This window comes from Streptomyces toyocaensis (genome assembly GCF_000725125.1).
Classification (GTDB): domain Bacteria; phylum Actinomycetota; class Actinomycetes; order Streptomycetales; family Streptomycetaceae; genus Streptomyces; species Streptomyces toyocaensis.
This window is the reverse complement of the sequence record NZ_JFCB01000023.1, coordinates 86579-110817: the sequence shown is the minus strand read 5'-3', so window position 1 is coordinate 110817 and position 24239 is coordinate 86579. Positions and strand designations below refer to the sequence as shown.

Annotated in this window: 23 protein-coding genes and 1 riboswitch; of the genes, 12 read left to right on the top strand and 11 right to left on the bottom strand. The window is 74.1% G+C overall.

Annotated features, from left to right (window positions below; translation table 11 throughout):
• Nucleotides 1–46: 46 nt before the first annotated feature.
• From BU52_RS22990 to BU52_RS22980, 3 genes are read right to left on the bottom strand one after another with little or no spacing between them, the layout of a single operon-like run.
• Nucleotides 47–2776 (bottom strand): multicopper oxidase domain-containing protein, encoded by a 2730-nt coding sequence (locus BU52_RS22990; RefSeq protein ID WP_200881257.1) that lies wholly within the window; start codon nucleotides 2774–2776, stop codon nucleotides 47–49.
• Nucleotides 2773–4149: a hypothetical protein gene (locus tag BU52_RS22985; protein WP_063830028.1), complete on the bottom strand. Its 1377-nt coding sequence runs from the start codon at nucleotides 4147–4149 to the stop codon at nucleotides 2773–2775. The genes BU52_RS22990 and BU52_RS22985 overlap by 4 nt, the downstream gene beginning before the upstream one ends.
• Complete coding sequence (locus BU52_RS22980; RefSeq protein WP_063830027.1) at nucleotides 4146–4874, bottom strand: helix-turn-helix transcriptional regulator; 729 nt, start codon at nucleotides 4872–4874, stop codon at nucleotides 4146–4148. The genes BU52_RS22985 and BU52_RS22980 overlap by 4 nt, the downstream gene beginning before the upstream one ends.
• Before the next feature lie 74 nt (nucleotides 4875–4948).
• On the opposite strand from BU52_RS22980, the gene BU52_RS22975 reads away from it, so the two are divergent.
• Nucleotides 4949–5731, top strand: a complete 783-nt coding sequence (locus tag BU52_RS22975) for a DUF2249 domain-containing protein (RefSeq protein WP_037937468.1) — start codon at nucleotides 4949–4951, stop codon at nucleotides 5729–5731.
• A gap of 78 nt (nucleotides 5732–5809) precedes the next feature.
• Nucleotides 5810–6103 (top strand): hypothetical protein, encoded by a 294-nt coding sequence (locus BU52_RS22970; RefSeq protein WP_051858530.1) that lies wholly within the window; start codon nucleotides 5810–5812, stop codon nucleotides 6101–6103.
• 33 nt (nucleotides 6104–6136) lie between these two features.
• On the opposite strand, the gene BU52_RS22965 is transcribed toward BU52_RS22970, so the two are convergent.
• Genes BU52_RS22965 through BU52_RS22955 form a run of 3 tightly spaced genes read right to left on the bottom strand, consistent with a single transcriptional unit; the run spans nucleotide 6137 to nucleotide 9395 of the window.
• Nucleotides 6137–7222, bottom strand: a complete 1086-nt coding sequence (locus BU52_RS22965) for a prenyltransferase (protein ID WP_037937464.1) — start codon at nucleotides 7220–7222, stop codon at nucleotides 6137–6139.
• A complete protein-coding gene (locus BU52_RS22960) occupies nucleotides 7219–7965 on the bottom strand; it encodes a class I SAM-dependent methyltransferase (RefSeq protein ID WP_037937463.1) in 747 nt (248 codons plus the stop codon). The genes BU52_RS22965 and BU52_RS22960 overlap by 4 nt, the downstream gene beginning before the upstream one ends.
• Nucleotides 7959–9395 carry a glycosyltransferase family 4 protein gene (locus BU52_RS22955; protein ID WP_037937461.1) on the bottom strand — a complete coding sequence of 479 codons (1437 nt, stop codon included), beginning with the start codon at nucleotides 9393–9395 and terminating at the stop codon, nucleotides 7959–7961. The genes BU52_RS22960 and BU52_RS22955 overlap by 7 nt, the downstream gene beginning before the upstream one ends.
• Nucleotides 9396–9601: 206 nt before the next feature.
• On the opposite strand from BU52_RS22955, the gene BU52_RS22950 reads away from it, so the two are divergent.
• The 7 genes from BU52_RS22950 (at nucleotide 9602) to BU52_RS22920 (ending at nucleotide 17157) form a co-directional block, all read left to right on the top strand.
• Complete coding sequence (locus BU52_RS22950) at nucleotides 9602–10294, top strand: TetR family transcriptional regulator (RefSeq protein ID WP_037937459.1); 693 nt, start codon at nucleotides 9602–9604, stop codon at nucleotides 10292–10294.
• A 403-nt stretch (nucleotides 10295–10697) separates the two neighbouring features.
• Nucleotides 10698–10770: riboswitch (cobalamin riboswitch) on the top strand.
• 130 nt (nucleotides 10771–10900) lie between these two features.
• Entirely contained in the window at nucleotides 10901–12115 is a 1215-nt protein-coding gene (locus BU52_RS22945) for a prenyltransferase/squalene oxidase repeat-containing protein (RefSeq protein WP_037937452.1), read from the top strand.
• Complete coding sequence (locus BU52_RS22940) at nucleotides 12112–12765, top strand: SCO2322 family protein (protein WP_037937450.1); 654 nt, start codon at nucleotides 12112–12114, stop codon at nucleotides 12763–12765. Before BU52_RS22945 ends, BU52_RS22940 begins: the two co-directional genes overlap by 4 nt.
• Nucleotides 12758–13942 carry an energy-coupling factor transporter transmembrane component T gene (locus BU52_RS22935; protein ID WP_037937447.1) on the top strand — a complete coding sequence of 395 codons (1185 nt, stop codon included), beginning with the start codon at nucleotides 12758–12760 and terminating at the stop codon, nucleotides 13940–13942. Before BU52_RS22940 ends, BU52_RS22935 begins: the two co-directional genes overlap by 8 nt.
• Complete coding sequence (locus BU52_RS22930) at nucleotides 13939–15600, top strand: ABC transporter ATP-binding protein (RefSeq protein WP_037937445.1); 1662 nt, start codon at nucleotides 13939–13941, stop codon at nucleotides 15598–15600. The genes BU52_RS22935 and BU52_RS22930 overlap by 4 nt, the downstream gene beginning before the upstream one ends.
• The gene (locus tag BU52_RS22925) at nucleotides 15597–16433 is read left to right on the top strand and encodes an ECF transporter S component (RefSeq protein ID WP_037937443.1); all 837 of its coding nucleotides are present in this window, start codon (nucleotides 15597–15599) and stop codon (nucleotides 16431–16433) included. Before BU52_RS22930 ends, BU52_RS22925 begins: the two co-directional genes overlap by 4 nt.
• A gap of 304 nt (nucleotides 16434–16737) precedes the next feature.
• Entirely contained in the window at nucleotides 16738–17157 is a 420-nt protein-coding gene (locus tag BU52_RS22920) for an aggregation-promoting factor C-terminal-like domain-containing protein (RefSeq protein ID WP_037937441.1), read from the top strand.
• 101 nt (nucleotides 17158–17258) lie between these two features.
• Here the strand turns inward: BU52_RS22920 and BU52_RS22915 are convergent, their stop codons facing one another.
• Both BU52_RS22915 and BU52_RS22910 read right to left on the bottom strand, forming a co-directional pair.
• Nucleotides 17259–17840 (bottom strand): hypothetical protein, encoded by a 582-nt coding sequence (locus BU52_RS22915; protein ID WP_157847908.1) that lies wholly within the window; start codon nucleotides 17838–17840, stop codon nucleotides 17259–17261.
• A gap of 269 nt (nucleotides 17841–18109) precedes the next feature.
• Entirely contained in the window at nucleotides 18110–20161 is a 2052-nt protein-coding gene (locus tag BU52_RS22910) for a bifunctional glycosyltransferase 87/phosphatase PAP2 family protein (protein ID WP_037937436.1), read from the bottom strand.
• Between the two features lie 326 nt (nucleotides 20162–20487).
• On the opposite strand from BU52_RS22910, the gene BU52_RS22905 reads away from it, so the two are divergent.
• Nucleotides 20488–21165: an O-methyltransferase gene (locus tag BU52_RS22905; RefSeq protein WP_037937434.1), complete on the top strand. Its 678-nt coding sequence runs from the start codon at nucleotides 20488–20490 to the stop codon at nucleotides 21163–21165.
• Nucleotides 21166–21176: 11 nt separating this feature from the next.
• Here the strand turns inward: BU52_RS22905 and BU52_RS22900 are convergent, their stop codons facing one another.
• On the bottom strand, nucleotides 21177–21569 hold the full coding sequence (locus tag BU52_RS22900) for a hypothetical protein (protein WP_037937431.1): 393 nt from the start codon (nucleotides 21567–21569) through the stop codon (nucleotides 21177–21179).
• 77 nt (nucleotides 21570–21646) lie between these two features.
• On the opposite strand from BU52_RS22900, the gene BU52_RS22895 reads away from it, so the two are divergent.
• Nucleotides 21647–22078 carry a DnaJ family domain-containing protein gene (locus tag BU52_RS22895; protein WP_037937430.1) on the top strand — a complete coding sequence of 144 codons (432 nt, stop codon included), beginning with the start codon at nucleotides 21647–21649 and terminating at the stop codon, nucleotides 22076–22078.
• Here BU52_RS22895 and BU52_RS33060 read toward each other — a convergent pair.
• Entirely contained in the window at nucleotides 22067–22915 is an 849-nt protein-coding gene (locus BU52_RS33060) for a hypothetical protein (protein ID WP_407702059.1), read from the bottom strand. The genes BU52_RS22895 and BU52_RS33060 overlap by 12 nt on opposite strands.
• A gap of 4 nt (nucleotides 22916–22919) precedes the next feature.
• On the bottom strand, nucleotides 22920–23588 hold the full coding sequence (locus tag BU52_RS22885) for a hypothetical protein (protein WP_037937428.1): 669 nt from the start codon (nucleotides 23586–23588) through the stop codon (nucleotides 22920–22922).
• A 157-nt stretch (nucleotides 23589–23745) separates the two neighbouring features.
• On the opposite strand from BU52_RS22885, the gene BU52_RS22880 reads away from it, so the two are divergent.
• Entirely contained in the window at nucleotides 23746–24237 is a 492-nt protein-coding gene (locus BU52_RS22880) for a GNAT family N-acetyltransferase (RefSeq protein ID WP_037937426.1), read from the top strand.
• Nucleotides 24238–24239: the final 2 nt, after the last annotated feature.

The following is a 24239-nucleotide window of genomic DNA, read 5'->3' as shown; positions in this document are numbered from 1 at the left end:
GGTCCGTCGGGGTGCCGCTCAGGGCCGTTCGGCCCATCCGGCCCGTTCAGCGCACGCGGAGGACGCCGTGCGCGCCCCGTTCCGCGTCGGTCATGATGTGGGTGACGAAGGGGTAGTTGCCTGCCTCGGGCAGGGCCAGCTCGACGAAGCCGCCCGACGCGGGGGCGAGATCGAGGACTTGTGCGCCGCCTCGCTCCGGGCCGCCCGGCCGCAGGTCGTACGCGCCCTCACGGAACACCGTGTCGAACTGCCCGCCCACGACGTGGAAGGCGCTCGGCACGTTCGGCCCGGCCGTCAGCACCCAGATCCGTACGCGCTCGCCGGCCTTCGCCGTCAGCGGGTCGTGGTCGTACTGGCCGGCGTACCCGTTGAAGGCGACCATGTCGGGTTCCTTGGCGTTCACCTTGGCCGGGTCGGCGGTGCCGTCCTGCTCGCCGAGGTAGTACTCCGACTGGACCAGCAGGTACTCGCGGTCGACACGCGGCAGGCCGGGCGGGTCGACGACGACGGCGCCGAACATGCCGTTGGCGATGTGCAGGGACATCGGCATGGTCGAGCAGTGGTACATCCACACCCCGCTGCGGGTGGCCTTGAAGCGGTACGTCAGCGACTCGCCGGGCTGGATGGTGCGCATCGGCCTGTCCGGTGCCAGCGCCCCGGCGTGGAAGTCGACGGAGTGACCGATGGTCCCGTCGTTGACGAGGGTGATCTCGAAGGTGTCCCCTACGCGGCCGCGCAGCACGGGCCCGGGGGCCGTTCCGTCGAAGGTCCACAGCGTCTGCCGTACACCGGGGGCGACTTCGGCCTCCGCCTCCCTCACGGTGAGGGTCCGCCTGTGCACCTGCGGACCTGATCCTTCGGCAGTGGGCGGCAGTTGGGCGTCGCGGGCGGTGAAGCCGTCGGCCGGTTCGGCCATCGGGTCGAAGGCGTCCGCGGCGGATTCGCCCGTGCCCTCGGCCGCCGTCCCGCCGTGGTCGTGTGCGGTTCCCCCGCTCTCCTCGCTCTCCCCGCTCCTCTCGCTTCCTTCCGACGCGCTGTTGCCCGCGTCACCGGTGACCCGCACCCCGAACACCATGCCCATCTGCCGGTGTCCCACCACCGAGCACCATCCGTCGAGGTTCCGGCCGACGACGCCCGCGTCCAGCGTGGCCCGCCCTCCGGGGGCGATCCGGTCGGTGCGGGCGCCGGTCTCCAGCACCAGGTCGTGGGTGTCGGTACCGGTGTTGTGCAGTTCGATCACCAGGCGGTCGCCCGCGGGCACGTCGATGGCGGCCGGGGCGAAGCGCATGTTCCGTACCGTCACCTCGACCGTGGTGGTGCGGCCGGTCGGCGTCACCTCCCCGCCGTCCGCACTCGTCGCCGCGGACCGTTCCAGGATCGGCAGCGACCGCACGTCCGCCGCGCCGCCGCCCGCGACGGCCAGCATCACCACGGCGAGGCCGAGGGCCACGCCCCCGAGCACACGGTGCGCGGGAGCGGGAGCGGGCGCCTGCGGAGGTACCGGCTCGGCCCTTGCCTTCCGCCGGTTCCGTATGCCCCGTACGACGGTGAGGAGCAGCAGGACCAGGAAGTACAGCAGCATCACCAGCAGCAGCACCGAGCAGACCACCCGGACCACGGACGGCACCGGGAGGACACAGAGCAGCAGCGCGGCGTTGGTGACGGTCAGTCGGGCGGGCCAGGCCCGTTCGAGTCCGGTGGTGGCCGCCCGCACGGCCATGGGGCCGCCGCCCAGGACCACCGGGACGAGGAAGCTGAGGGCGCCGAGCAGCACCTGGGCGATCCAGCCGGCGGCGAGCGGCGCGGTGAGCATCGACGTGCGCTCCCCCACCGTGATCCAGGACGTCGTGGAGAGGAGGATGCCGGCCAGGAGCAGCAGGGACCCGGCGAGCCAGAGACTGCCCGCGGCCACCGACCAGGCGGCGAAGGAACGGGGAGCCCTGGTCCGGGCCTCGCGCACCCAGGGAATACCGGCGATCACCAGCCCGGCGGCGTGGACGACCACACCGGGAGCGGCCAGCGGTGGGGGTGCGAGCAGCGCGGCGGCGACGGCCGCGCCGAGCCCGGCGAGCAGCACGGGCAGGGCCCGGCGGCCGGCCCGTTCCGCGCCGTCCGCCACGCGGGTGCGCAGCATCGTCGGCCACAGGGTGATGAGGGTTCCGGCCACGGTGAGGCCGACCCAGCCGAGCAGGTTGATCATCTCGTGGGCGAGCAGCAGCCGCTCCGGCAGGTCACCGCCGAGGTCGCCGCGGGCCATGACGACGCCCAGCGCGGCGCCCACGGGCAGCAGGGCGGCGGCGGCGATGTAGTAGCGCACGGTCATGGAGAACCGGCCCGGCAGCGCCCGGCGCAGGAGCCGCACCAGCCACACGGCGTGGGCGGTGACGGCGGCCGCGACCAGACCTCCGCCGACGAGCACGGCGGGCCAGCGGTCGAAGAACATGCCCCCGATCACGGCGACGGCCCCCGCGTTGAGGCAGGCCAGCCGCAGTGCCGCGGGCGCGCCCCGGTTGGCCTCCGGCAGCCGCAGTACGGACGCGGCGAAGTGGCCCGACCAGATGACGGCGGCGTTGGTGACCGCCCCGAGCAGCAGGGAGTGCACGAGCAGCCAGAAGGCGTGCGGCAGGAAGTGGTGGGCGCTGCCGACCACCGCGAACAGGGCGAGCCAGGCCACCACGATCGCGTTGACGCCCAGGTGCCAGAGGGCACGCGGGGAGCGACCGGGGGGCCTCGGGGCGGGCCCGTTCGCCGTGGGGGAGGACAGTTGCGTGGTCACCGGTCGTTCCTCGGGTCGGCGGGCACGGGCGCGGGCACGGGGTCGGCGTCGGGTTGGGGCACGGCGTCGGCGTCGGGACCGGGCACGGGGTCGGCGTCGGCATCGGCTTCGGGACCGGGCACGGAGTCGGCGTCGGCGTCGGCGTCGGGACCGGGCACGGCGTCGGCGTCAGGACCGGGCACGGCGTCGGCGTCGGGATCGGGCACGGCGTCGGCGTCGGCGTCGGGATCGGGCACGGGGTCGGCGTCGGGACGCCTCGTGGCGGAGGAGGCGGCCGCACGCCGGGTCGCGGTCACCGACGAGGTCGCCGCCGTCAGCACGAAGAGCAGGACCGCGGCGATGTTGAGCGCCCCGCCGAGCTGCCACGCCCCTCGGAGCTCACGCAGGTCACCGACGACCACGCGCAGGGTCAGGGAGCCGTGCAGCAGCCAGGCCGCCACCGCGAGCCCGGGGTGGTACGGGAGCGGACGGCGCAGGACGGCGGGCAGGATCACCGGGGCGTGCGCCATGATCATCGACATCACGAAGCCGAGGAACACCGCGTGCACGACGGCGTCGTAGCGGCTCCCCCCGGCGACCGGGCCGCCCAGCAGCCACAGGGCGCCGGCCAGGCCCAGCCACGCGTACCCGGCGAGCAGGCACGCGGCGGAGAAACGGGGCAGTCCCGTGGAGCGCAGCAGCCGGCGGGCGACGTCGTGCACGACGAGCCACGCGACCAGCGCGAGCAGGGCGGCGCCGAGAAGCAGCGTGCCCGTGGCCGGCCACATCAGCGTGGTGACGACGCCGGTGACGACGGCGCCTGCGCACGCCAGGAAGGCCGGCTCCGCGCGGGGGGCGAGGAGGGCCACCCGGGCGAGTTCCAGCCGCTCGCCCGCGATGGTCAGGACGAGGAACGCGACCAGCCAGGGCAGCAGGCGCGGGACGTCGAGGCCGCCCAGCCACAGCAGTGCCGCGCCGAGCGCCGACACGGCGCCCGCTCCCTGGGCGATCAGGGCGGGGCCGGGCTGCCGCTGCCAGAACCGCACGTACAGCACGGCCAGTACGGTGGCCCCGGCGACGAGCAGCAGCCGCGGGACGACCAGGTCCACGGGGCTGAGCAGCAGCAGGCCCCCGCCGCCGAGCGCGGCGGGGGCGAGGTAGGGCCAGCGGCCGCCCAGTGCGACCGCGCGTTCCAGTGCGACCAGCGTGCCGGCGAAACCGAGGACCAGCAGCATCCCGTGGACCTGGGGCAGACGGTCGCTGGTGATCGGAGCCGGTAGCCCGAGCAGGACGAGGGCCGCGTCCAGACCGGCGAGCAGGCAGACGCCGGCGGCCAGCAGCAGAGGCGCCCGGCGGGCACCCACGCGGCGGGCGGCCGGGCCGGCGGGGGTCATGAGGCCTCCCCCGGCTCGCCGGTACCCGGATGCGGGCGCTCCCCCGCCGTCGTGCCGGTGTCCAGGTGGAGGCGGCAGGCGCCTGGTTGGGCGAAGGGGAGGAGTTCGGTCTCCTGGGGATTCGCGCTCAGGGCGGCGAGGGCGGCACGGGCCAGCCCTTCGTGGACGCCGCAGACGACGCCGGGATGCTCGCGGGCCGTCTCGACGAACGGGCAGCGCGGCAGCCGGACGCGGCGCGCCTCCGCGTCCGCCTCCGGCGCGAAGCCGATCTCCCCGAGGAGGTCCAGCAGCCGCCTGCGCGCCTCCTGCGGATCCGCCGACGGCTCCTGCCCGGTGGTCAGGACACGTCCCCAGTCCTCCCCCGCGGCCAGCGCGTCCGTGCGCGGATCGGCGCTGGTGCGGGCGATCCGCGCGGCCAGTACGGCGGCGAGTCCGGCGTACTCCCGGGCGGGGGACTCCTGAGGCGGGCGGGCCCGGTAGCGCCAGGCGGGCCGGCCGCGTCCGGCCGGCGCGGACCGCTCGCGGGCCGCCAGACCGTCCTCCACCAGGGCGTCCAGGTGCTCGCGGACGGTGTTGACGTGCAGCGCGCACACCTGGGCGAGGGCGGTGGCGGTGACGGGACCGGACTGCCCGCGCAGGTACTGCAGGACACCGCTCCGCTGCCGGGACAGCGGGACGCGCCGCGCTCCGCTGCCGGGAAGCGGTCCGTTATTTTCCACGGTCATGTCCGTACTATATTGCAGGTACCGACCCGGTCCGATCGGACGGGTTGTCGACGGCTGGAAGGAACGGCCCCCTGATGAGTACTCTCACCCTCGCATCGGACCCCGAGGACGCGGCGGCCGTCGAAGCCGTCGAAGCGCATCACGCGCAGCTGGCGGGTGAGCTCGCCGGACGGGTGGCGATGCTGATCGCCGCGGCGGACCGCGACCCGGCCGAGGCCGACGAGATCCGCTCCGGACTGGTCGCGTTCTGCGACCGGGACCTGCTCCCGCACGCGGTCGCCGAGGAGAGCACCTTGTACGCCGCCGCCCGCGACCTGCCCGAGGCCCGTCTCCTCGTCGACGGCATGCTCGCCGAGCACCGCAGACTGACCGCCCTGGTCGACGCGGTGCGCGGGGCCGGCCCCGCCGTGCGGGCGGCGGCCGACGGCCGGGCCCTCCAGGTGCTGTTCGAGGAGCACCTGGACAAGGAGAACAACCTCATCCTGCCGCTCCTGGCCGGCGCCCCGGACATCTCACTGGCCGACCTGCTGGGAGGCATGCACGAACTGCTCGGCGGCGGCGAGGAGTCCGGGGGCGAGTCATCGGGCGCCGGCTGCGGCGGGACGTGCGGATGCGGTGGCTCGGACGACGCCGACGTGCCCGAACTCGACGTCCGGGAGGTGCCGCACGCGCTGCGTCACGCGACGGTGTTCGGCGCGCTCGGCGCCGTACCGGCGGGGCGGGCCATGCTGCTCGTGGCACCGCACGACCCGCTGCCGCTGCTGCGGCAGATCGAGGACCGGCACCCCGGTGTCTTCTCGGTGGAGTACCAGCAGCGCGGCCCGGAGGCCTGGCGGCTGCTGCTCACCCACCGGTGAGCCGGGCCGCCGCCGAACTTCCGCGCGGGCCCCGGGCGTTCCTGGTTTCAACCGGCCGTTCGGGGCCAGTCGGAAGGTATGTCCTCTCGATATCGCTCTGGTTCCACCTCCGCGGGGACGGTCATCGCGGTGATCGCGGACATCATGGCCGTCATCCTCGGACTGTGGATCCTGATGTACCTGCTGGACGCCAACCGGGCCAACGACCTGGTCCAGTTCGTCCATGAAGCGGCCAACTGGCTCGCCGCCTGGTCGCGTGACCTGTTCACGTTCGACGAGGCGTGGGCCCGGGTCGTCGCCGGCTACGGACTCGCCGCCGTGGTCTACCTGTTCATCGGTCACGCCATCGCCGGCCGGCTGCGCCGGCACTGACCCGTACCGGGCCGGTCCCCCGTGGGGACCGGCTCAGACGAGCGTGCAGCAGTCCGGGTCCAGGCCCCTGGGCAGGTGATCGCCGCCGAAGACCGCGCAGGTGGGCTCGTGCCCGCCGAGCGCGGCGACGGCCAGCAACAGCGAACCGGCCGTCCACGTCGTCAGCTCGCGCGGCCAGAGGGCGTCGTCGTCGAAGACGTACCCCGTCCAGTACAGGCCGGTCTCCGGATCGCGCAGGTGCTGGATCGACTGGAGTACCTCCAGCGCACGGTCGGACTCGCCCATCGCCCAGAGCGCCAGGGCGAGTTCGGCCGACTCGCCGCCCGTCACCCACGGGTTGGGCACCACGCAGCGCACCCCGAGCCCGGGCACGACGAACCGGTCCCAGCCCTCCTCGATGCGCGCCGTGGCCTCGGCACCGGTCAGCGCGCCGCCGAGCACCGGGTAGTACCAGTCCATCGAATAGCGGTCCTTGTCCAGGAACCGCTCCGGGTGGCGCCGGATCGCATGCCGCAGCGCACCCGCCGCCAACTCCCAGTCGGGCTGCGGTTCTTCGCGCTGCTCGGCGATGGCCAGGGCGCAGCGCAGCGCGTGGTGGACGGAGGAGGAGCCGGTGAGCAGCGCGTCCGCCGTGGGCGTGCCGTCGTCGTCGCGCCGCCAGCCGATCTGCCCGCCGGGCTGCTGCAGCCGCAGCACGAACTCCACCGCCGCGTACACGACGGGCCACATGCGGTCGAGGAAGGTGTCGTCACCCGTGGAGAGGTAGTGGTGCCACACCCCGACGGCGATGTAGGCGACGAAGTTGGTCTCCCGCCCGCGGTCGGTGACGTCGAGCGGGTCGCCGTCGGCGTAGGCCGCGTACCAGGAGCCGTCCTCCAACTGGTGCCGGGCCAGCCACAGGTACGCCCGCCCGGCGGCCTCGTGCTCGCCCGCGGTGTCCAGCGCCATCGCCGCCTCGACGTGGTCCCACGGGTCGAGGTGGTGACCGCGGAACCACGGGATCGCGCCGTCCTCCCGCTGCACGGCGAGGATGCCGGCGACGGTCGCGGCGGCCTGGTCCGCCGTCAGGACACCGGGCAGCACGAGGTGTTCGGTCCGCGGGGACCGGGCGGTCGTCACGTGGCGTCCGCCTCGGCCTCGGCGCGCGGCAGGTGCGGCTTGGTCGCGTAGGCCACGAAGCTCTTGCCGATCAGGGGGTTCAGCGCCTGCTCCGCGACCCGGGTGGCCAGCGGCTTCTTCATGATGTCCCAGACCAGCAGCTTGTGGTACGCCCGCACCGGCAGGGCCTTGTCGTTGTCCACGCCGAACGCGCACTTCAGCCACCAGTACGGCGAGTGCAGCGCGTGCGCGTGGTGGGTGCCGTACGGCCTGAGGCCCGCCTCGCGCATCCTGGCGAGCAGTTCGTCCGCCTTGTAGATGCGGATGTGGCCGCCCTCGACCTCGTGGTAGGCGTCGGACAGCGCCCAGCAGACCTTCTCGGGGCCGTAGCGCGGCACGGTGACGGCGATCCGGCCGCCGGGCTTGAGCACCCGCACCATCTCGGCGAGCACTCCCTTGTCGTCGGGGATGTGCTCCATCACCTCGGAGATGATGACGACGTCGAAGGACTCGTCGGGGAAGGGCAGGGCGAGCGCGTCGCCCTCCATGGCGGTGGCGGTGGCCCCGGCGGGCGCCTCCCCGGCCTCCTTCATCGCCGCGAACCACTTGGCGACCTCGCGGATCTCCTCGCCGTTCTGGTCCAGCGCCACGACCCGGGCACCGCGCCGGTAGCACTCGAAGGCGTGCCGGCCGGCGCCGCACCCGAGGTCCAGCACACGGTCGCCCGGGGCGAGCGGGAACCGGGAGAAGTCGACGGTCAGCACGTGGCCCTGCTTTCACGGTCGGAGCGGTCGGAGGTGTCGGCTGCGTCCACGGGGACGGCGCCCGCGTCCGCGAGGGTGCCGGGGAAGAGGCCCGGGTCCGCCGGGGCCGGAGGGCGCGGAGCCGGTCGCGCCTGGCGCGCCATCGCCTCGCGGTAGCGGGCCACCGTGCCCTCGGCCGCGCGGGCCCAGGTGAAGTGCCGCAGGACCCGCTCGCGTCCGGCCGCCCCGAGGCGGGCGCGCAGCTCGGCGTCACCGAGCAGCCGGGTCAGCGCGGCGGCCAGGGCCCCCGCGTCACCGGGAGGCACGGCGAGACAGGTCTCCCCGTCGCGGCCCGCGACCTCGGGGATCGCTCCGCCGGTCGTGGCGACCAGCGGGGTGCCCGTGGCCATGGCCTCGGCGGCCGGGAGCGAGAAGCCCTCGTACAGCGACGGCACGCACGCGACCTGCGCCGAGCGCACCAGGTCGACCAGTTCGGCGTCCGAGATGCCCTTGACGAACTCGACGGCGCCCTCCAGCCCGTACCGCTCCATGGCCTGCGCGACCGGGCCCTCCGTGGGCCGCTTGCCGACCACGACGAGATGGGCGCCGGGCTGGTCCGCCCGCACCTTCGCCAGCGCCTCGACGAGGAAGACCAGGCCCTTCAGCGGCACGTCCGCACTGGACGTGGTCACGATCCGGCCCGGCACGACCGCCACGGACGGGTCCGGCGCGAACAGGTCGGTGTCGGCGCCGATGTGGACGACGTGGATGCGGTCCTGCCGTACGCCGAGGTCCTCGACGATCTCCTGGCGCGAGGTGCCGGAGACGGTGAGCACGGACGGCAGCCTGCGCGCCACCCGCTTCTGCATCCGCGTGAAGGCGTACCAGCGGCGCACCGAGTACCGCCGCTTCCAGTTCTCGGCCGCGTCCAGTTCGAGACGCCGGTCGACGGTGATGGGGTGGTGGATGGTGGTCACCAGGGGGGCGCCGAGGTCGCCGAGGAGGCCGTAGCCGAGCGTCTGGTTGTCGTGGACGACGTCGAAGTCGCCGCGCCGGGCGCGCAGGTGACGGCGGGCACGCAGGGAGAACGTCAGCGGCTCGGGGAAGCCGCCGGTCCACATCGTGCCGACCTCGAGCGCGTCGATCCAGTCGCGGTACTCGTCACGCCCGGGAGTGCGGAAGGGGTCCGGCTGGCGGTAGAGGTCGAGGCTGGGCAGCTCGGTGAGGCCGAGCCCGTCGTATCCCTCGTCGAGCACCGCGTAGGGCTGGGCGCCGATGACCTCGACGCGGTGCCCCAGGCGGGCGAGTTCGCGGGACAGGTGACGCACGTAGACGCCCTGGCCACCGCAGAACGGGTTTCCCTTGTAGGTGAGGAGTGCGATCCGGAGCGGTCGCAAGCCGTCGGATGCGGGGCCCGCCGAGGGCCCGGCCTGACTGGCCTCAGCGGTCACTCTGGGCCCCCTTCTCCCTGCACTGTCCCGCGACATTACGCCGGGACGCTAACCTAGAACAAGTTTCAGAGTTGATCGTTCGGAGGATCCGAATCTACCGGCAGGTAGGGACGCTGTGAGCAGTGGATCAGGTGATTCACGCCACGGCGGACGGCGTGCCATGCTGTCCGATCATCCACCCTCACCGACTGTCACGGACGGGACCGATGCCCGCGGAATCCCACAGGACCCAGGCGGCCAAGGCGGCGAAGCCGGAAGCCGGCACCGCGCGCCCCGGCCCGGCCTCCGCGCTCACCGGCCCCGCCTCCCCGCTCACCGAGCGGCAGGAGGCCCGTCGGCGCAGCATCCTCCGGGCGTGCACCCAGCTGGCCGTCCGGGGCGGCTTCGACGCGGTGCAGATGCGCGAGGTCGCGGAGTCCTCCCAGGTGGCGCTCGGCACGCTGTACCGCTACTTCCCGTCCAAGATCCACCTGCTGGTCGCCACCATGCAGGACCAGCTGGAGGACCTGCACGCGACACTGCGGAAGAAGCCGCCGGCCGGTGAGACCCCGGCCGAGCGGGCCGCGGAGACCCTGATGCGGGCCTTCCGCGCGCTCCAGCGCGAGCCGCACCTGGCCGACGCGATGGTGCGCGCCCTGACCTTCGCGGACCGCAGTGTGAGCCCGGAGGTCGACCAGGTCTTCCGGCAGACCACGAGGATCATCCTGGACGCCATGGAGCTCACCGACCCGACGCCGGAGCAGCTCGCGGCGGTCCGCGTCATCGGGCACACCTGGCACTCGGCCCTGATCACCTGGCTCTCGGGCCGCGCCTCCATCGCCCAGGTGAGGGTCGACATAGAGACGGCGTGCCGGCTGATGGACCTGGCGGCGGCACCGACGACCGCGGACCCCCGCTGAGCCGGCAGGGTGGGGTGAGCCGCTTCAGCCCGAGGAGCGAGCCGGGACGGCAAGGTGACTGTGGAACAGCTCACTCACCTGGGACGGCAGCGGAAACGTCATGACGGTCCGGCCCGGCGGGAACGGCTCCCTCCCGGCCGGGGCGTCCACCGGCTTCTGCCTCCCCGTGAACGGCGGCACCGCGCCTTTGCCGCAGGTCGGCGCCTGTACGGCCTCCTGACCCGCCCCGCCGCCACCGGCCCGCTCCCGCGGCCCCTCCAGGGTCCCGGGTGCGGGCCGCGTCTCACCGCCGCCGTGACCCCGGTCACGCCGCGGACCTCTGCCTCTCCCACCTTCCGAAGCCACCCCGAACGCCCTTCCTACGGGCGGGTAGAGTGGCGGCGTCGTCATCACACCCGTACGGGGGGAAGCCGGTGCAATTCCGGCGCTGACCCGCAACCGTGAGCCGTCCGCCGAGACGGTGAGCCGGAATGCCCCGAACGGTTCGTGACCGGCTCACGTGCCCGGCAGCCCGCCGGAGCACGGGCACCGTCGAGGTATACGGAGCCGAGCCGCCGGGGTGTCCCGCGCTGCCCGGCCCTCTTCAGGGAGAGGCACCCGCCGATCATGAATGTCCGCCGCAGCGCCGCGGTCCTGGCCGCCGTCGCCGTGATCGGCGCCGCCGCACCGGCCGCCGCCGACTCGTCCCCCTCGCCGTCCCGGGCGCCGCTTCCCTCCGCCCTGTACGGCGACAGCGACCCCCAGTACGACGGCGTCTGGCGCCAGTCGCTCGCCCTGCTCGCGCAGCACACGGTCGACGTCGAACCGCCGAAGGCCGCCGTCGACTGGCTGGCGGGCCAGCAGTGCGCCGACGGTTCCTTCGCCCCGTACCGCGCCGACACCGCGAAGGCGTGCGACGCGAAGACGACGGTCGACACCAACCAGACCGCCGCCGCCGTCCAGGCCCTCGCCGCGCTCGGCGGCCACGACGACGTGACGAAGAAGGCCGTCGGCTGGCTGAAGTCCGTGCAGAACGAGGACGGCGGCTGGGGCTACACCGCGGGCGGCGCCAGCGACACCAACTCCACCTCCGTCGTCATCGGCGCGCTCGCCGCCGCCGGCGAGAAGCCGGCCGAGGTGGAGAAGGACGGCAAGTCCCCCTACGACGCCCTGCTGAAGCTGGAGCTCCCCTGCGAGGGCGACGGCGCGGGCGCGTTCGCCTTCCAGCCGGACAAGAAGGGCAAGCTGGTCGCCAACGCCGACGCGACGGCGGCGGGTGTGCTCGGTGCGCTGGGCGCCGGCCTGGCCGCGGGGCCCGGCAAGGGCACGGGCGCGGACGCCGCCTGCGCGAAGGCGGAGAGCCCCGAGCAGGCCGCCGCCAACGGCGCCGCGTACCTCACCGACGCCCTCGCCGAGGACGGCCACCTCGTCTCCTCCCTCCCCGGCTCCGAGGACCAGCCCGACTACGGCAACACCGCCGACGCGGTCGTCGCGCTCGCCGCGCAGGGCGCCACCGAGCAGGCCCGCGCCTCCCTGGCCTGGCTGGAGAAGAACGCCGCCGGCTGGGCCACGCAGAGCGGCCCCGCCGCCTACGCCCAGCTGATCCTCGCCGCCCACGCCACCGGCGCGGACCCGCGCGCCTTCGGCGGCAAGGACCTGGTGAAGCAACTCTCGGCGACCGGCCCGGCCGCCGCCGGGAAGACCACGGAGGCGAAGGCGCAGGAGGAGAAGAAGGACGAGTCGGACTCCGGGCCCGGTGTCTGGTGGTTCGTCGGCGTCTGCCTGGTCGCCGGCATCGGCATCGGCTTCCTGATCAGCGGCCGCAGGAAGCGCCGGCCGTGATCCGCCGGGCCACCGTACTGTTCCTGGCCGCGCTCCTGCCCCTGCTGGCGGGCGCGGGCCAGGCCCAGGCCGCCGGCTACCGCTACTGGTCCTTCTGGGAGCGGAACGGCACGGCGTGGACGTACGCCACCCAGGGCCCGTCCACCGCACGCCCCTCCGACGGCGACGTCCAGGGCTTCCGCTTCTCCGTCAGCGAGGACTCCGCCGACGCGGCGAAGCCCCGCGGCACGTCGGACTTCGGCACCATCTGCGCGAAGACCCCGGCCCGGGACGGCGAGAAGCGCGTCGCCCTGGTCATCGACTTCGGCACCCCCGCCGACGCCCCGTCCGGCGAAACCCCGCCGGCCGGCCGCACGGCCTGCGCCCAGGTGCCGGAGAACGCCACGACGGCCGAGGCGCTGGCCTCGGTCGCGAAGCCTCTCCGTTACGGCACGAGCGCCCTGCTGTGCGCGATATCGGGCTACCCGGAGAAGGGCTGCGGCGAACAGGTCTCGGCGAAGGCCCCGGCTCCCGCGGAGGAGAAGGCCGAAGAGAAGGAAGAGAAGAACGACTCGAACGACTCCGGCCCGTCAGTGGGCCTGATGGCCGGAATCGCCGCGGTGGCCCTCCTCGGATCGGCAGCCGTCTGGCAGGTCCGCCGCCGTGCCTAGCTGCGGGCAGTCGCGCCTCCCCGGGAGGTCCCCCCAGGGAGGCACCGGCCGAGCGCCGGCGGGCACGCCCACCCCCGCCCCTCGCACGCACCGGACACCACTCCACCCCGGTGCCTGGTGGCTCTGGGCCCTCGGCCTCGGCACCGCCGCCACCCGGACCACCAACCCCCTCCTGCTCGCCCTCCTCGTCACCACCTCCGCCTACGTCGTGGCCACCCGGCGCCCCCACGCCCCCTGGTCCCGCTCCTACGGCGCCTTCGTCAGACTCGCCCTCGCCGTCCTCCTCGTCCGCCTCGCCTTCGCCGTGGTCCTCGGCTCCCCCGTCCCCGGCACCCACACCGTCGTCACCCTCCCCGAAGTGCCCCTCCCCGACTGGGCCCAGGGGATCCGGCTCGGCGGCAGGGTCACCGCGGAGGCCCTCACCTTCGCCCTCTACGACGCCCTGCGCCTTGCCACCCTGCTCGTCTGCGTGGGCGCGGCGAACGCCCTGGCCAACCCCTCCCGCCTCCTGAAGTCCCTCCCCGGCGCCCTGTACGAACTCGGCGTGGCCGTGGTCGTGGCCCTGACCTTCGCCCCCCACCTCATCGCCGACGCACAGCGCCTGCGCGCCGCCCGCCGTCTGCGGGGCCGCCCCGACAAGGGCGTGCGCGGACTCCTGCATGTGGGACTCCCGGTCCTGGAAGGCGCGTTGGAACGCTCCGTCGCCCTCGCCGCCGCGATGGACGCGCGCGGATACGGCCGTACCGCCGAGGTCCCGCCCGCCGTGCGCCGGACCACCGCCGCCCTCACCCTCGGTGGCCTGCTCGGCGTCTGCGCGGGAACGTACGGGCTGCTCACCGCCGAGGGCGGCACGTATGGCGTCCCCGTCCTCCTCGCCGGTCTGGCCGCCGCCCTCGCGGGGCTCCGGCTCGGCGGCCGGCGCACCCTGCGCACCCGTTACCGCCCGGACGCCTGGGACGCGCGGGCCTGGCTGGTCACCGCGTCCGGAGTCGCCGTGGCCGGCCTCCTGACCCTGGCCGCCTCCCGCGACCCGGCGGCCCTGCACCCCGGCGTGGTCCCGCTCGTCGCCCCCACCCTCCCCCTGTGGCCGGCGGCGGCCGTCCTCATCGGTCTGCTCCCCGCCTTCATCACCCCCGCCCCCGAGGCGGGCACGGACACCCGCAAGGAGCCGACGTGATCCGCTTCGAGAACGTGTCGGTGACCTACGACGGAGCGCCGGAACCCGTCGTGCGCGACGTCGACTTCGAGGTCCCCGAGGGCGAACTGGTCCTCCTCGTCGGCCCGTCCGGGGTCGGCAAGTCGACCGTGCTGGGCGCGGTGAGCGGACTGGTCCCGCACTTCACCGGCGGCACCCTGCACGGCAGGGTCACGGTCGCGGGCCGCGACACCCGCACCCACAAGCCACGCGAACTCGCCGACGTCGTGGGCACGGTGGGCCAGGACCCGCTCTCCCACTTCGTGACGGACACGGTGGAGGACGAGCTCGCCTACGGCATGGAGTCGCTGGGCCTGCCCCCGGCCGTCATGCGCCGCAGGGTGGAGGAGACCCTGGACCTCCTCGGCCTCGCCGGCCTGCGCGACCGCCCGATCTCCACGCTCTCCGGCGGCCAGCAGCAGCGCGTGGCCATCGGCTCGGTCCTGACCCCGCACCCCCGGGTCCTCGTCCTCGACGAGCCGACCTCCGCACTCGACCCGGCGGCGGCCGAGGAGGTCCTGGCCGTACTCCAGCGCCTGGTCCACGATCTGGGCACCACGGTCCTCATGGCCGAGCACCGCCTGGAGCGCGTCGTCCAGTACGCCGACCAGGTGGCGCTGCTGCCGGGCCCCGGTGAGCGGCCGCTGCTCGGCACCCCGCCGGAGATGATGGCGGTCTCCCCCGTCTGCCCCCCGGTGGTCGACCTGGGCCGGCTGGCCGGCTGGTCCCCGCTTCCCCTGACGGTCCGCGACGCCCGACGCGGGGCGGGTGATCTGCGCGCCCGCCTCGCCGGCCGCCAGCCGCGCCGGGACGACGCCGCACCCCCGCCGCCCGCCCCCTCCCGGCGCCTGTTCCGGCGCACGAGACCGGACGGTCCTGCCGCCCCCGCCCCCGTGGCCGAGATCCGCTCCCTCGCGGTCCGCCGCGACCGGGTCCAGGCCCTTCGGCACGTCGACCTGACGGTCACCCCCGGGGAGACGATCGCCCTCATGGGCCGCAACGGCGCCGGCAAGTCGACGCTGCTCAGCGCCCTGGTGGGTCTGGTCGCCCCCTCCGCGGGCTCGGTCCGCACCGGCGACGCGGTCCCGCACCGCACCCGCCCCCGCGACCTGGTCCGCCGGGTCGGCCTGGTCCCCCAGGAACCCCGCGACCTCCTCTACGCCGACACGGTCGCCGCGGAGTGCGCCGCCGCCGACCGGGACGCGGAGGCGCCCCCCGGCACCTGCCGCGCCCTCCTGACGGAACTCCTCCCCTCGGTGGCCGACGACACCCACCCCCGCGACCTGTCCGAGGGCCAGCGCCTGACCCTCGCCCTGGCGGTCGTCCTCACCGCCCGCCCGCCGCTGCTCCTCCTCGACGAGCCGACCCGCGGCCTGGACTACGCGGCGAAGGCCCGCCTGGTGGCGATCCTGCGCGAGCTGGCCGCCGGGGGCCACGCCATCGTCATGGCCACGCACGACGTGGAACTGGCGGCGGAACTCGCCCACCGGGTGGTGCTGCTGGCCGAGGGCGAGGTGATCGCGGACGGCCCGGCCGCGGAAGTGGTCGTGGCGTCCCCGTCCTTCGCACCGCAGGTGGCGAAGATCCTGGCCCCGCAGCACTGGCTCACGGTCTCCCAGGTCCGGGAGGCACTGCGATGACGGTCACACGGCGGACGGACCGCCAGGCCAGGGCCATCCGCCTGGGCCCCCGCTCGTGGCTGGCCCTCGCCCTGGTCAGCGCGGTGGGCGTGGCCGGCTTCGGCTGGCCCTTCCTCGCCCCGCCCGCCTCCGCGCTGAACGCCCACGCCCAGGACGCACCGTGGCTGTTCGCGGGCCTGCTGGTCCTCCTGGTCGCGGTCGTGGCAGCGACGATCTCGGAGTCGGGCCTCGGCCCGAAGGCGGTGGCGATGCTCGGCGTCCTGGCGGCGACGGGCGCCGCCCTGCGTCCCATCGGCGCCGGCACGGCCGGCCTGGAACCCATGTTCTTCCTCATGGTCCTGAGCGGCCGGGTGCTCGGCCCGGGCTTCGGCTTCGTCCTCGGCTCGGTGACGATGTTCGCCTCCGCCCTGCTCACGGGCGGTGTCGGCCCGTGGCTGCCGTTCCAGATGCTGGCGATGGGCTGGTTCACGATGGGCGCGGGCTTCCTCCCGGGCCCCGACCGCCTCCGCGGCCGGGCGGAGGCCTGGATGCTCGCGGTGTACGGCTTTCTGGCGGCCTTCGCCTACGGCACGGTGATGAACATGGCGGGCTGGCCCTTCATGTCGGCGCTGGCCTCGAACATCTCCTTCTCCCCCGACGCGTCGCTCCCCACCAACCTGGCCCGTTTCCTGGCGTACTGCCTGGCGACCTCGCTCGGCTGGGACCTGGGACGGGCCCTGGTCACGGTCGCCCTGACCCTCACCGTGGGCACCCCGCTCCTGAAGGCCCTCCGCCGAGCCACCCGCAGGGCGGCCTTCGAGACCCCGGTCACGTTCGGCGACGCCCCTCGGTGAAGTCCCGGGCGCACCGCGTGACGGGGACGGTGAGCCACCCCACATGAGCCGCGTCACATACGACCCGGCACCGTAGCGACGCACCGGGCCGCGCACGGCGTCCCGACCCCTGCACCTCCCCGCTCCGACCTTCGGTAGTAAAAGGGACCTTTGCGGGCAATCCCGGGATTTGTTTCTGTGGAGCCGTCGCCAGGCGCCGACGTACCCACCCGGGTCGCGGCGCCGACGCATGCCCCCCGCCGCACGTCGCGGCATCCGGCACGGCGTAACGCGACCGCCCTGCTCACCGACCGAAAGGCCGCCCGTGTCCGCCGCTTCCCTCCTCCGCACCGTCGCCACCCCGAAGAAGACCCTCGCCGGTGCCGCCCTGGTCGCCGCCACCTGCGGCACCCTGATCGCCGCCGCGCCCGCCCAGGCCGCGACCACGACGAGCGCCTCCTCGGCCCAGGCGACCGCGCAGAAGATGATCGGCAACTCGGCCGAGTTCCAGTGCTTCTCGAACATCGTCCAGCACGAGAGCGGCTGGAACCACACCGCCACCAACGCCTCCAGCGGTGCCTACGGCCTGGTCCAGGCTCTGCCCGCCTCCAAGATGGCCTCGGCCGGCTCCGACTGGAAGACCAACCCGGCCACCCAGATCAAGTGGGGCCTGGACTACATGAAGGACCGCTACGGCAGCGCCTGCGGCGCCTGGTCCTTCTGGCAGGCCAACAACTGGTACTGACAGCCCCGCATCCCCCATACCGAAGGCGGCGACCCCACGATCCCCGGGGCCGCCGCCTTCGCCGTCTCCCAGCGAGACGGAGCGCGCTCGAACCTGCGGCGTCAGGTCATCGAGAGGTGCCACTTGCCATGCTCGGACACCGTGACGTATCCGTGCTGCGGGAGACGCAGGGTGCCCCTCTGGTCGGCAGCGGAGGTGAAGCGGATCTGCCGCTTCCCGCCGTTGGCCGGCGTGTAGACGATGGTGCCGGGCGCGTCGGCGAAGTCGTAGTGCACGACCGGGGCGTATTCGAAGTACGGCTTGGGGCTGAAGTAGGCGAAGGTCCTGGTTCCCTTTCCCTGGGTCGTTCCGGACGGGAGCCGGGGCAGCGCGTCGCCGTCCGCGATGCGCAGCTTCCACCTGCCGAAGCCGCTGGCGCCCTCGCTGCCCACCGTGACTCGCCAGATGGCGAGGGCGTCACAGTCGGCAGGCAGGACGATGTGCGAGGGCCCGGTCCGGCCGATCGTGACGAGCGTGTCGTGGGCCCGCTGGTGATGCGGGCCCTTGCGCACGGTCACCAGCTGGAAGCTCGTGGTGAATCCCGCGCGGAACTCCAAGGGGACCGGCTTTCCGTCCCCTGCGCCGGGTATCTCGACGGTGCGGCTGCGCCAGCCGGACCATGTTGCGGACCTGGTACTGCTCATGGCGCTCCTCCGTCACGCGTCGGGTCGGCTCCGCCGAGTCCCCCAAGGGCCAGGCGACCGCCTGAAGATGATCGTAGAGCTGGCGGCCCGACCGGTGCTGCCCGACCGGTGCTGCCCGTTCGGTGCGGATCCGGTGCCGCGTGCGTCACGGCCGGGCGCGGTGACCGTGCGGGACGCGCACTCGCCCCGCCTGCGCGGTGACGGCGGGTGCCTGGACCGCGAGGGCGAGTTCACGCGGCTCACCGTGCCGGCGCCGGGCGAGTTCCGGATCAGCCCGGAGTACGGTCCTGGTCCTGCGCCGACGGCTCGCTTCCGAGGTCGGCCGCGGTCACCGTCGTACGGGCGCGCGGCCCCTGGAGGAGGTGGGTGAGGCCGAAGCCGGCGCCGACGACCACCGCGCCTCCCGCCGCGTCCAGGATCCAGTGGTTGCCGGTGGCGACGATCGAGGCGGTCGTGAGGAGGGGATGGAGCACCCCCAGGGCCTTCATCCACGGCTTCGGCGCGAGGAGCGCGATCACCACTCCGCACCACAGGGACCAGCCGAAGTGCAGGGACGGCATCGCCGCGTACTGGTTGGTGAGGTGGGTGAGGGTGCCGTACTCCGGCTGGGAGAAGTCCTGGACGCCGTGCACCGTGTCGATGACGCCCAGGCCCGGCATGAGGCGGGGCGGGGCGAGCGGGTAGAGCCAGAAGCCGACGAGGGCGAGGAGAGTGGCGAAGCCCAGGGCCGAGCGGGCCCAGCGGTAGTCGACGGGGCGGCGCCAGTACAGCAGCCCGAGCACGGTCAGCGGGACGATGAAGTGGAACGACGTGTAGTAGAGGTCGAAGAACTCCCGCAGCCAGCCGATCCTCGCCACGGCGTGGTTGACGGCGTGCTCGACGTCCATCCGGAGCAGGCGTTCGAGGTCGAGGACCTGCTGTCCGTGTTCCTCGGCGCGGGCGCGGCCCGCCGAGTTGCTGCCGCCGGTCGCGGCGAGGCGGACCTTGGCGTACGCGGCGTAGGTGACGCGGATCAGCAGGAGTTCGAGCAGGAGGTTCGGCCGCAGCAGTACCCGGCGCAGGAACGGCAGCAGCGGGACGAACGCGAAGCGGGCCGGGACGGGAGGGGCGTACGGGGTCGGGACCGGTGTGCGGAAGTACGGGGAGGTGCGGGAGAGGAAGGGGACCGCGGTGGCGGCGGCCAGGGCGGCGAGGAGGACGACGTTGTCGCGCACCGGGTGGAGGAACGCCATGTTCGGCAGCATCATCCTGGAGGGCAGCGTCATCACCAGGACGACGGCGACGGGCCACACCATCCGGTCGCGGGCGCGCCTGCCGACCCGGCCGACGGCGGTGAGCAGTACCCACAGCAACTGGTGCTGCCACGCGGTCGGGGCGACCGCCAGGGCGGCGCAGCCGGTGACGGCGACGGCGAGCAGCGGCTGGCCGTCGTGGGCGTGGCGGACGGCGCGCCGGAGGGCGAGGGTCACGACGGCGGCGCCGAGCAGGAGGAAGAGGCCGATCTCCAGGGGGCCCGCGAGGCCGAGGCGGAGCAGGGCGCCGTGCAGGGACTGGTTGGCGAGGTCGTCGGCGGGGCCGCCGAGGCCGGTGCCCGCCAGGTGGTGCACCCAGTAGGTGGAGGAGTCCCGCGGCATCGCGGCCCAGGCCAGCGCGGTGGCGGCGGCGAACGTGAGGCCGGTGGCGGTGGCGGCCTGCCGGCGGCCGGTGAACCACAGCAGCGGGGCGAAGAGCAGGAGGGTGGGCTGGAGCGCCGCCGCGACGCCGATGAGGGTGCCGCTGACGCGCCGGCCGCGGGTGACGAAACAGCCGAGCAGCACGAGCAGGACCGGGATGATGCTGGTCTGGCCGAGCCAGAGGGTGCTGCGCACCGGCAGGGACAGCATGAGCAGGCTGATGGCGACGGGCGCCGCGAGGATCGCGGTGCGGCGGCCGACCGGCTCGGGCAGGGCGCGGGCGGCCACCAGGCCGAGGGCGACGACCAGCAGCAGGGTGCCGAAGGTCCAGCCCCAGCCGAGGGCTTGTTCGGCCGGGCGGGTGAGGGGTTTGAGGACGAGCCCGCTGAAGGGGGTTCCGGTGAACCGGGTGGATTCGTAGAGAGAGCCGCTGACGTGGAGGACGCCCTCGGGGCCCACCCACGTCTCCAGGGCGGTGAGCCGCTCTCCGCTCGGGGTGGTGAGGACGGCGGCGACCTGCCGTACGGCGAGGACGGCGGCGAGCAGCCACAGCGCGAGGCGCGCCGTGCGCAGCCGTGCCCGGGTGCCGCCGACCGCTGTCGCCCCGAGCGTCTCCGTCGGTCGCCCCCTGTGCTCCGCGTTCGCCACGCCTCGTCGGCCTCCCGCCCCGTTTCACCCCGCGTGTCCCGTACGTGGGGGTTCGCTCCGCGCAGCCTATGAGGCGCGCACCGCCCTCCGTAGGGAGACGCGGGAAACCGCGGCGTCACCTGACGGCCCGTTCGCTTGTGCCCGAACGACGATAGTCCGCGGGGGGTGGCGTCACCTCGGGACGACGCGAGAAGCGTCACAACGAGTGAGCGGACGGGGCCCCGGGACACACCGGGAAAGCACCTGACGGACGGCGGACGCGCGGCGTATCTTCGTTAGCGATGCTAGTTAGAGAAGCTAACCAGCCGTACGGAAGGTACAGGCGCATGAGCGAGGCGCAGCTCTGGCAAGCGATGGACGAGTACGTCGCCGACCGGCTCCTGACCGACGCACCCGACGAGGCCCTGGCGGCCGCCCTGCGCGACAGCGACGCCGCCGGACTCCCGCCGATCGCCGTCTCGGCCCCGGCGGGGAAGCTGCTGCAGCTCCTCGCCCAGGTGCAGGGCGCCCGCACCATCCTGGAGATCGGCACGCTCGGCGGCTACAGCACCATCTGGCTGGGCCGTGCCCTCCCCGCGGACGGACGGCTGATCTCCCTGGAGTACGACCCCCATCACGCCGAGGTCGCGGTCCGCAACATCGCCCGCGCGGGACTCGACCAGCAGGTCGAGGTGCGGGTGGGCGCGGCACTGGATTCGCTGCCCCGGCTGGCGGACGAGAATCCGCCTCCGTTCGACCTGGTCTTCATCGACGCGGACAAGGCCAACAACGCCCATTACATGGAATGGGCGCTCAGGCTGACCAGCGCGGGCAGCCTGATCGTCCTGGACAACGTCGTCCGCGGCGGCCGGGTGGCCGACCAGGACAACACGGACCCGGACGTGGTGGGCACCCGCGCCGCCCTCGACATGATCGGCAACCACCCGAGGCTGACGGGCACGGCGATCCAGACGGTCGGCATCAAGGGCTGGGACGGCTTCGCACTGGCGCGCGTGCTGGCGTGAACCGGGCAGCGTCAGACCTCGTGGTAGAAGCCCACGTTGACGCTGCGCGGGGCGGTGCGGTCCTGGATGACGACCTCGCCGCTGCCGCCCCGGGGCAGCGCGACGGTGCCGCCGTAGGCGACCGGTCGGACGTACTCGCCGATGGTCAGCCGGACCTCGGAGGAGGGCTCGGGCAGGGACCCGCGCAGCCAGGTCAGCTGCCAGGTGCCGTCCTGCGCGCAGCCGAACTCCAGGTGGACGCGGGAGACGAACAGCCAGTCGTCCGGCGTCGACAGCCGGCACAGCGACCTGTCCCGGCCCACCCGCAGCACGGCACCCGGCTCGCTGGGCGCGTCGGCCATGAGCATGCCGGCCGTGGCACCCGCTTCCGCCGCGGACACCGCGGCCATGGTGAGTTCGAGCACCTGCGCTCCTCCTGAGACGTCCTTCTGCCGCCGAATGATAAAACGTCCGGGTTCGCGGCGTCCGGCACAATGAACGCATGACCGAGCGAAAGCCACCCGGCGTCGACTTCGAGAGCTGGGTCGACAGGCAGATTCGCGACGCCGACGCGCGCGGGGAGTTCGAGCAGCTGGCGGGGGCGGGCAAGCCGCTGCCCCGTGAGGTCGAGAGCACCTACGACGAACTGTGGTGGGTGAAGCGGAAGATGGCGCGCGAGGGGTTCTCGGTGCTGCCGCCGACGCTCGCCCTGCGCAAGGAGGCCGAGGACGCGCTGGAGGCCGCGCTCGCGGCCCCGTCGGAGCGGATCGTCCGGAAGATCCTCACGGAGATCAACGCCAGGATCAGCGACATGATGTTCAAGCCGCCGCCCGGCCCCCCGCTGGGCAAGAAGCCCTACGACGTCGAGGACGTCGTGAGGCAGTGGCGGGAGCGCCGGGCGGCGTCGGACGGGCGGGGCGGCTCAGACGTGTAGCAGCCGCTCCGCCAGCTCGCGGTAGTCCCGCAGGGCGAGGCGCAGTTGCTCGGTGTCGGTCGCGGCCACGGAGCCGCCGTCGTCGGCCCCGCCGTCCTGCCAGGACCGCCGCAGGGTGCGGCGGCGCTCGGTCACGGCCTCCGTGAAGCGTTCCGTGAGCTCCTGCAGGGCGCGGTCGGCCTCCCGTACGGCGTCCCGCGGCGCGTCGACGAACTCGGCCACGGCGTGCTGCAACTGCGCCGTGACCCTGTCGGTGTCGTCGAGCCGGAGGAGGCGTCCCGGTGTCCGGTCGCCGTCGTGGCCGGTGCCGGTGGGCCCGGCTTCGCCGTGCCGCGGGCTCCCGGCGGTCAGGGGATTCCCGGCGTCCGCGGCGCTACGGCCGTCGGCCTCACGGGTCCCGTCGCCGGTACGGGCACCGAGGACGCCGTCCCGGGTGCCGTGCACACCGTCGTGGGTGCCGAGGGCGCCGTCGCGGGCGCCGTGCACGCCGTCGCGGGTGTCGTGCACACCGTCGTGGGTGCCGAGGGCGCCGTCCCGGGTGCCGAGGGCGCCGTCGCGGGCGCCGTGCACGCCGTCGCGGGCGCCTAGGGCGCCGTCCCGGGCGCCGTGCACACCGTCCCGGATGCCGTGCACGCCGTCGCGGGTGTCGTGGGGCGCGCGGCCGGCCTCTTCGCGGACGTCCCGGGCCGGGGCGTCACCGCGGAGGCCGGCGTCCGCCTCCGGGACACGGCCCTGGCCGCCGACGGCCGGGGCCGGGGCGCCACCCGGGACGCCGGACGTGGTGCGGTGTCCCTCGAAGGGCGGTGTGCCGCCGGGGCGGCGGGTCTCGTCGGTCATCGGTTCAGCTCTCCTTCGTCTGGCGCCGGTGGAACAGCGACGAGGTCTGGTGCCCGCGGCGGGCTGCCGGGGACGGGGTGCGGTCGCCGTCACCGCGGTGGTGTCCTTCGTGCCGGGACGGGCGGACCAGTTCCTCGAACAACGCCCGGGCCTCGACGACGGCCTCGCGCATCTCCTCGGTGCCCGCACCGCCGTCGTGCGCGCCGTTCGCGTGGGCCTGCGCCACCCGGTGCACGCGCCGGTAGCCCTCGACGTGGTGGGCGTGGTGCACGGACAGCGCGGCGAGCTGGTCCTCGTAGTGCCCGTCGGCGGGGAAGCCGCGGGCGGCGGCGACCTCGGCGATCAGGCGGTCGGCCTCGGCGACCGCCTCACGCGGCGCGTCGACGAAACGCTCCTGGACGGCCGTCCAGCGCGCCTCGAACCTCTCCCGCTCGACGGGCTCCAACGAGCGCTCCCGCAGGTCGCCGTGGCGCTGCACGCGCTCGGCGAGCTCCCGCTCGGCGGCCTTGGTGTCCCCGTCGTGCCGGGCGACGGCCCGGTCGTATTCGGGCCCGAAGCGACGCTTCAGGCCCTTGCCGTGCCGGGGACCGCGGGCGCGCAGGGTCAGCACGGCCGCGACGGCGGCAACGACCGCAACAATCACGATCAACGCAATGATCAGGCCAGTGGACATGGATGCCTTCCGGATTCTCGGCCGGGCCGGCACTCTTCGCGAGCCGGTCGTCTTCCGTGTTGCCCGAAGGTCCGGGCACAAACTGTTCCCGGCCGTCACCGTCCGGCACGGCTTATTCGCTTGCGCGTCCGCCGGACGGGGCGCCGAGAATGCGCCCATGACGTGGACCGTGGCCCCGGAGCCGTACGACTCGCCCGTCGCGGGTGCGCTCTGGCGGGCGTACTACACCGAGGTCAGCGACCGCTGGTACCTGCTGCACGAGGGACGGCGGACCGACCCGCGGGAGCTGGAGCAAGGGATCGCCGCCGAGTCGGGGGCCGACCTCGCGCCGCCGCGGGGGCTGCTGCTGGTCGCCCGGTACGGGGGCGAGCCGGCCGGGAGTGCGGGCTTCCGGCTGCTGGACGGCGGGACCGCCGAGCTGACCCGGGTGTTCCTGTACGAGGGGATGCGGGGCAGGGGCGGTGCGGGACTGCTGGTGCGGGCCGCCGAGGACGCGGCCCGGGCGGCGGGTGCGACCCGGATGATCCTCGACACGCGTGGTGACCTCGTGGAGGCACGGGCCCTGTACGCCCGCCTCGGCTACGCGGAGACCGAGCCCCACAACAACGACCCGTACGCCGAGCACTGGTTCGCCAGGCGGCTCGGCTGAAG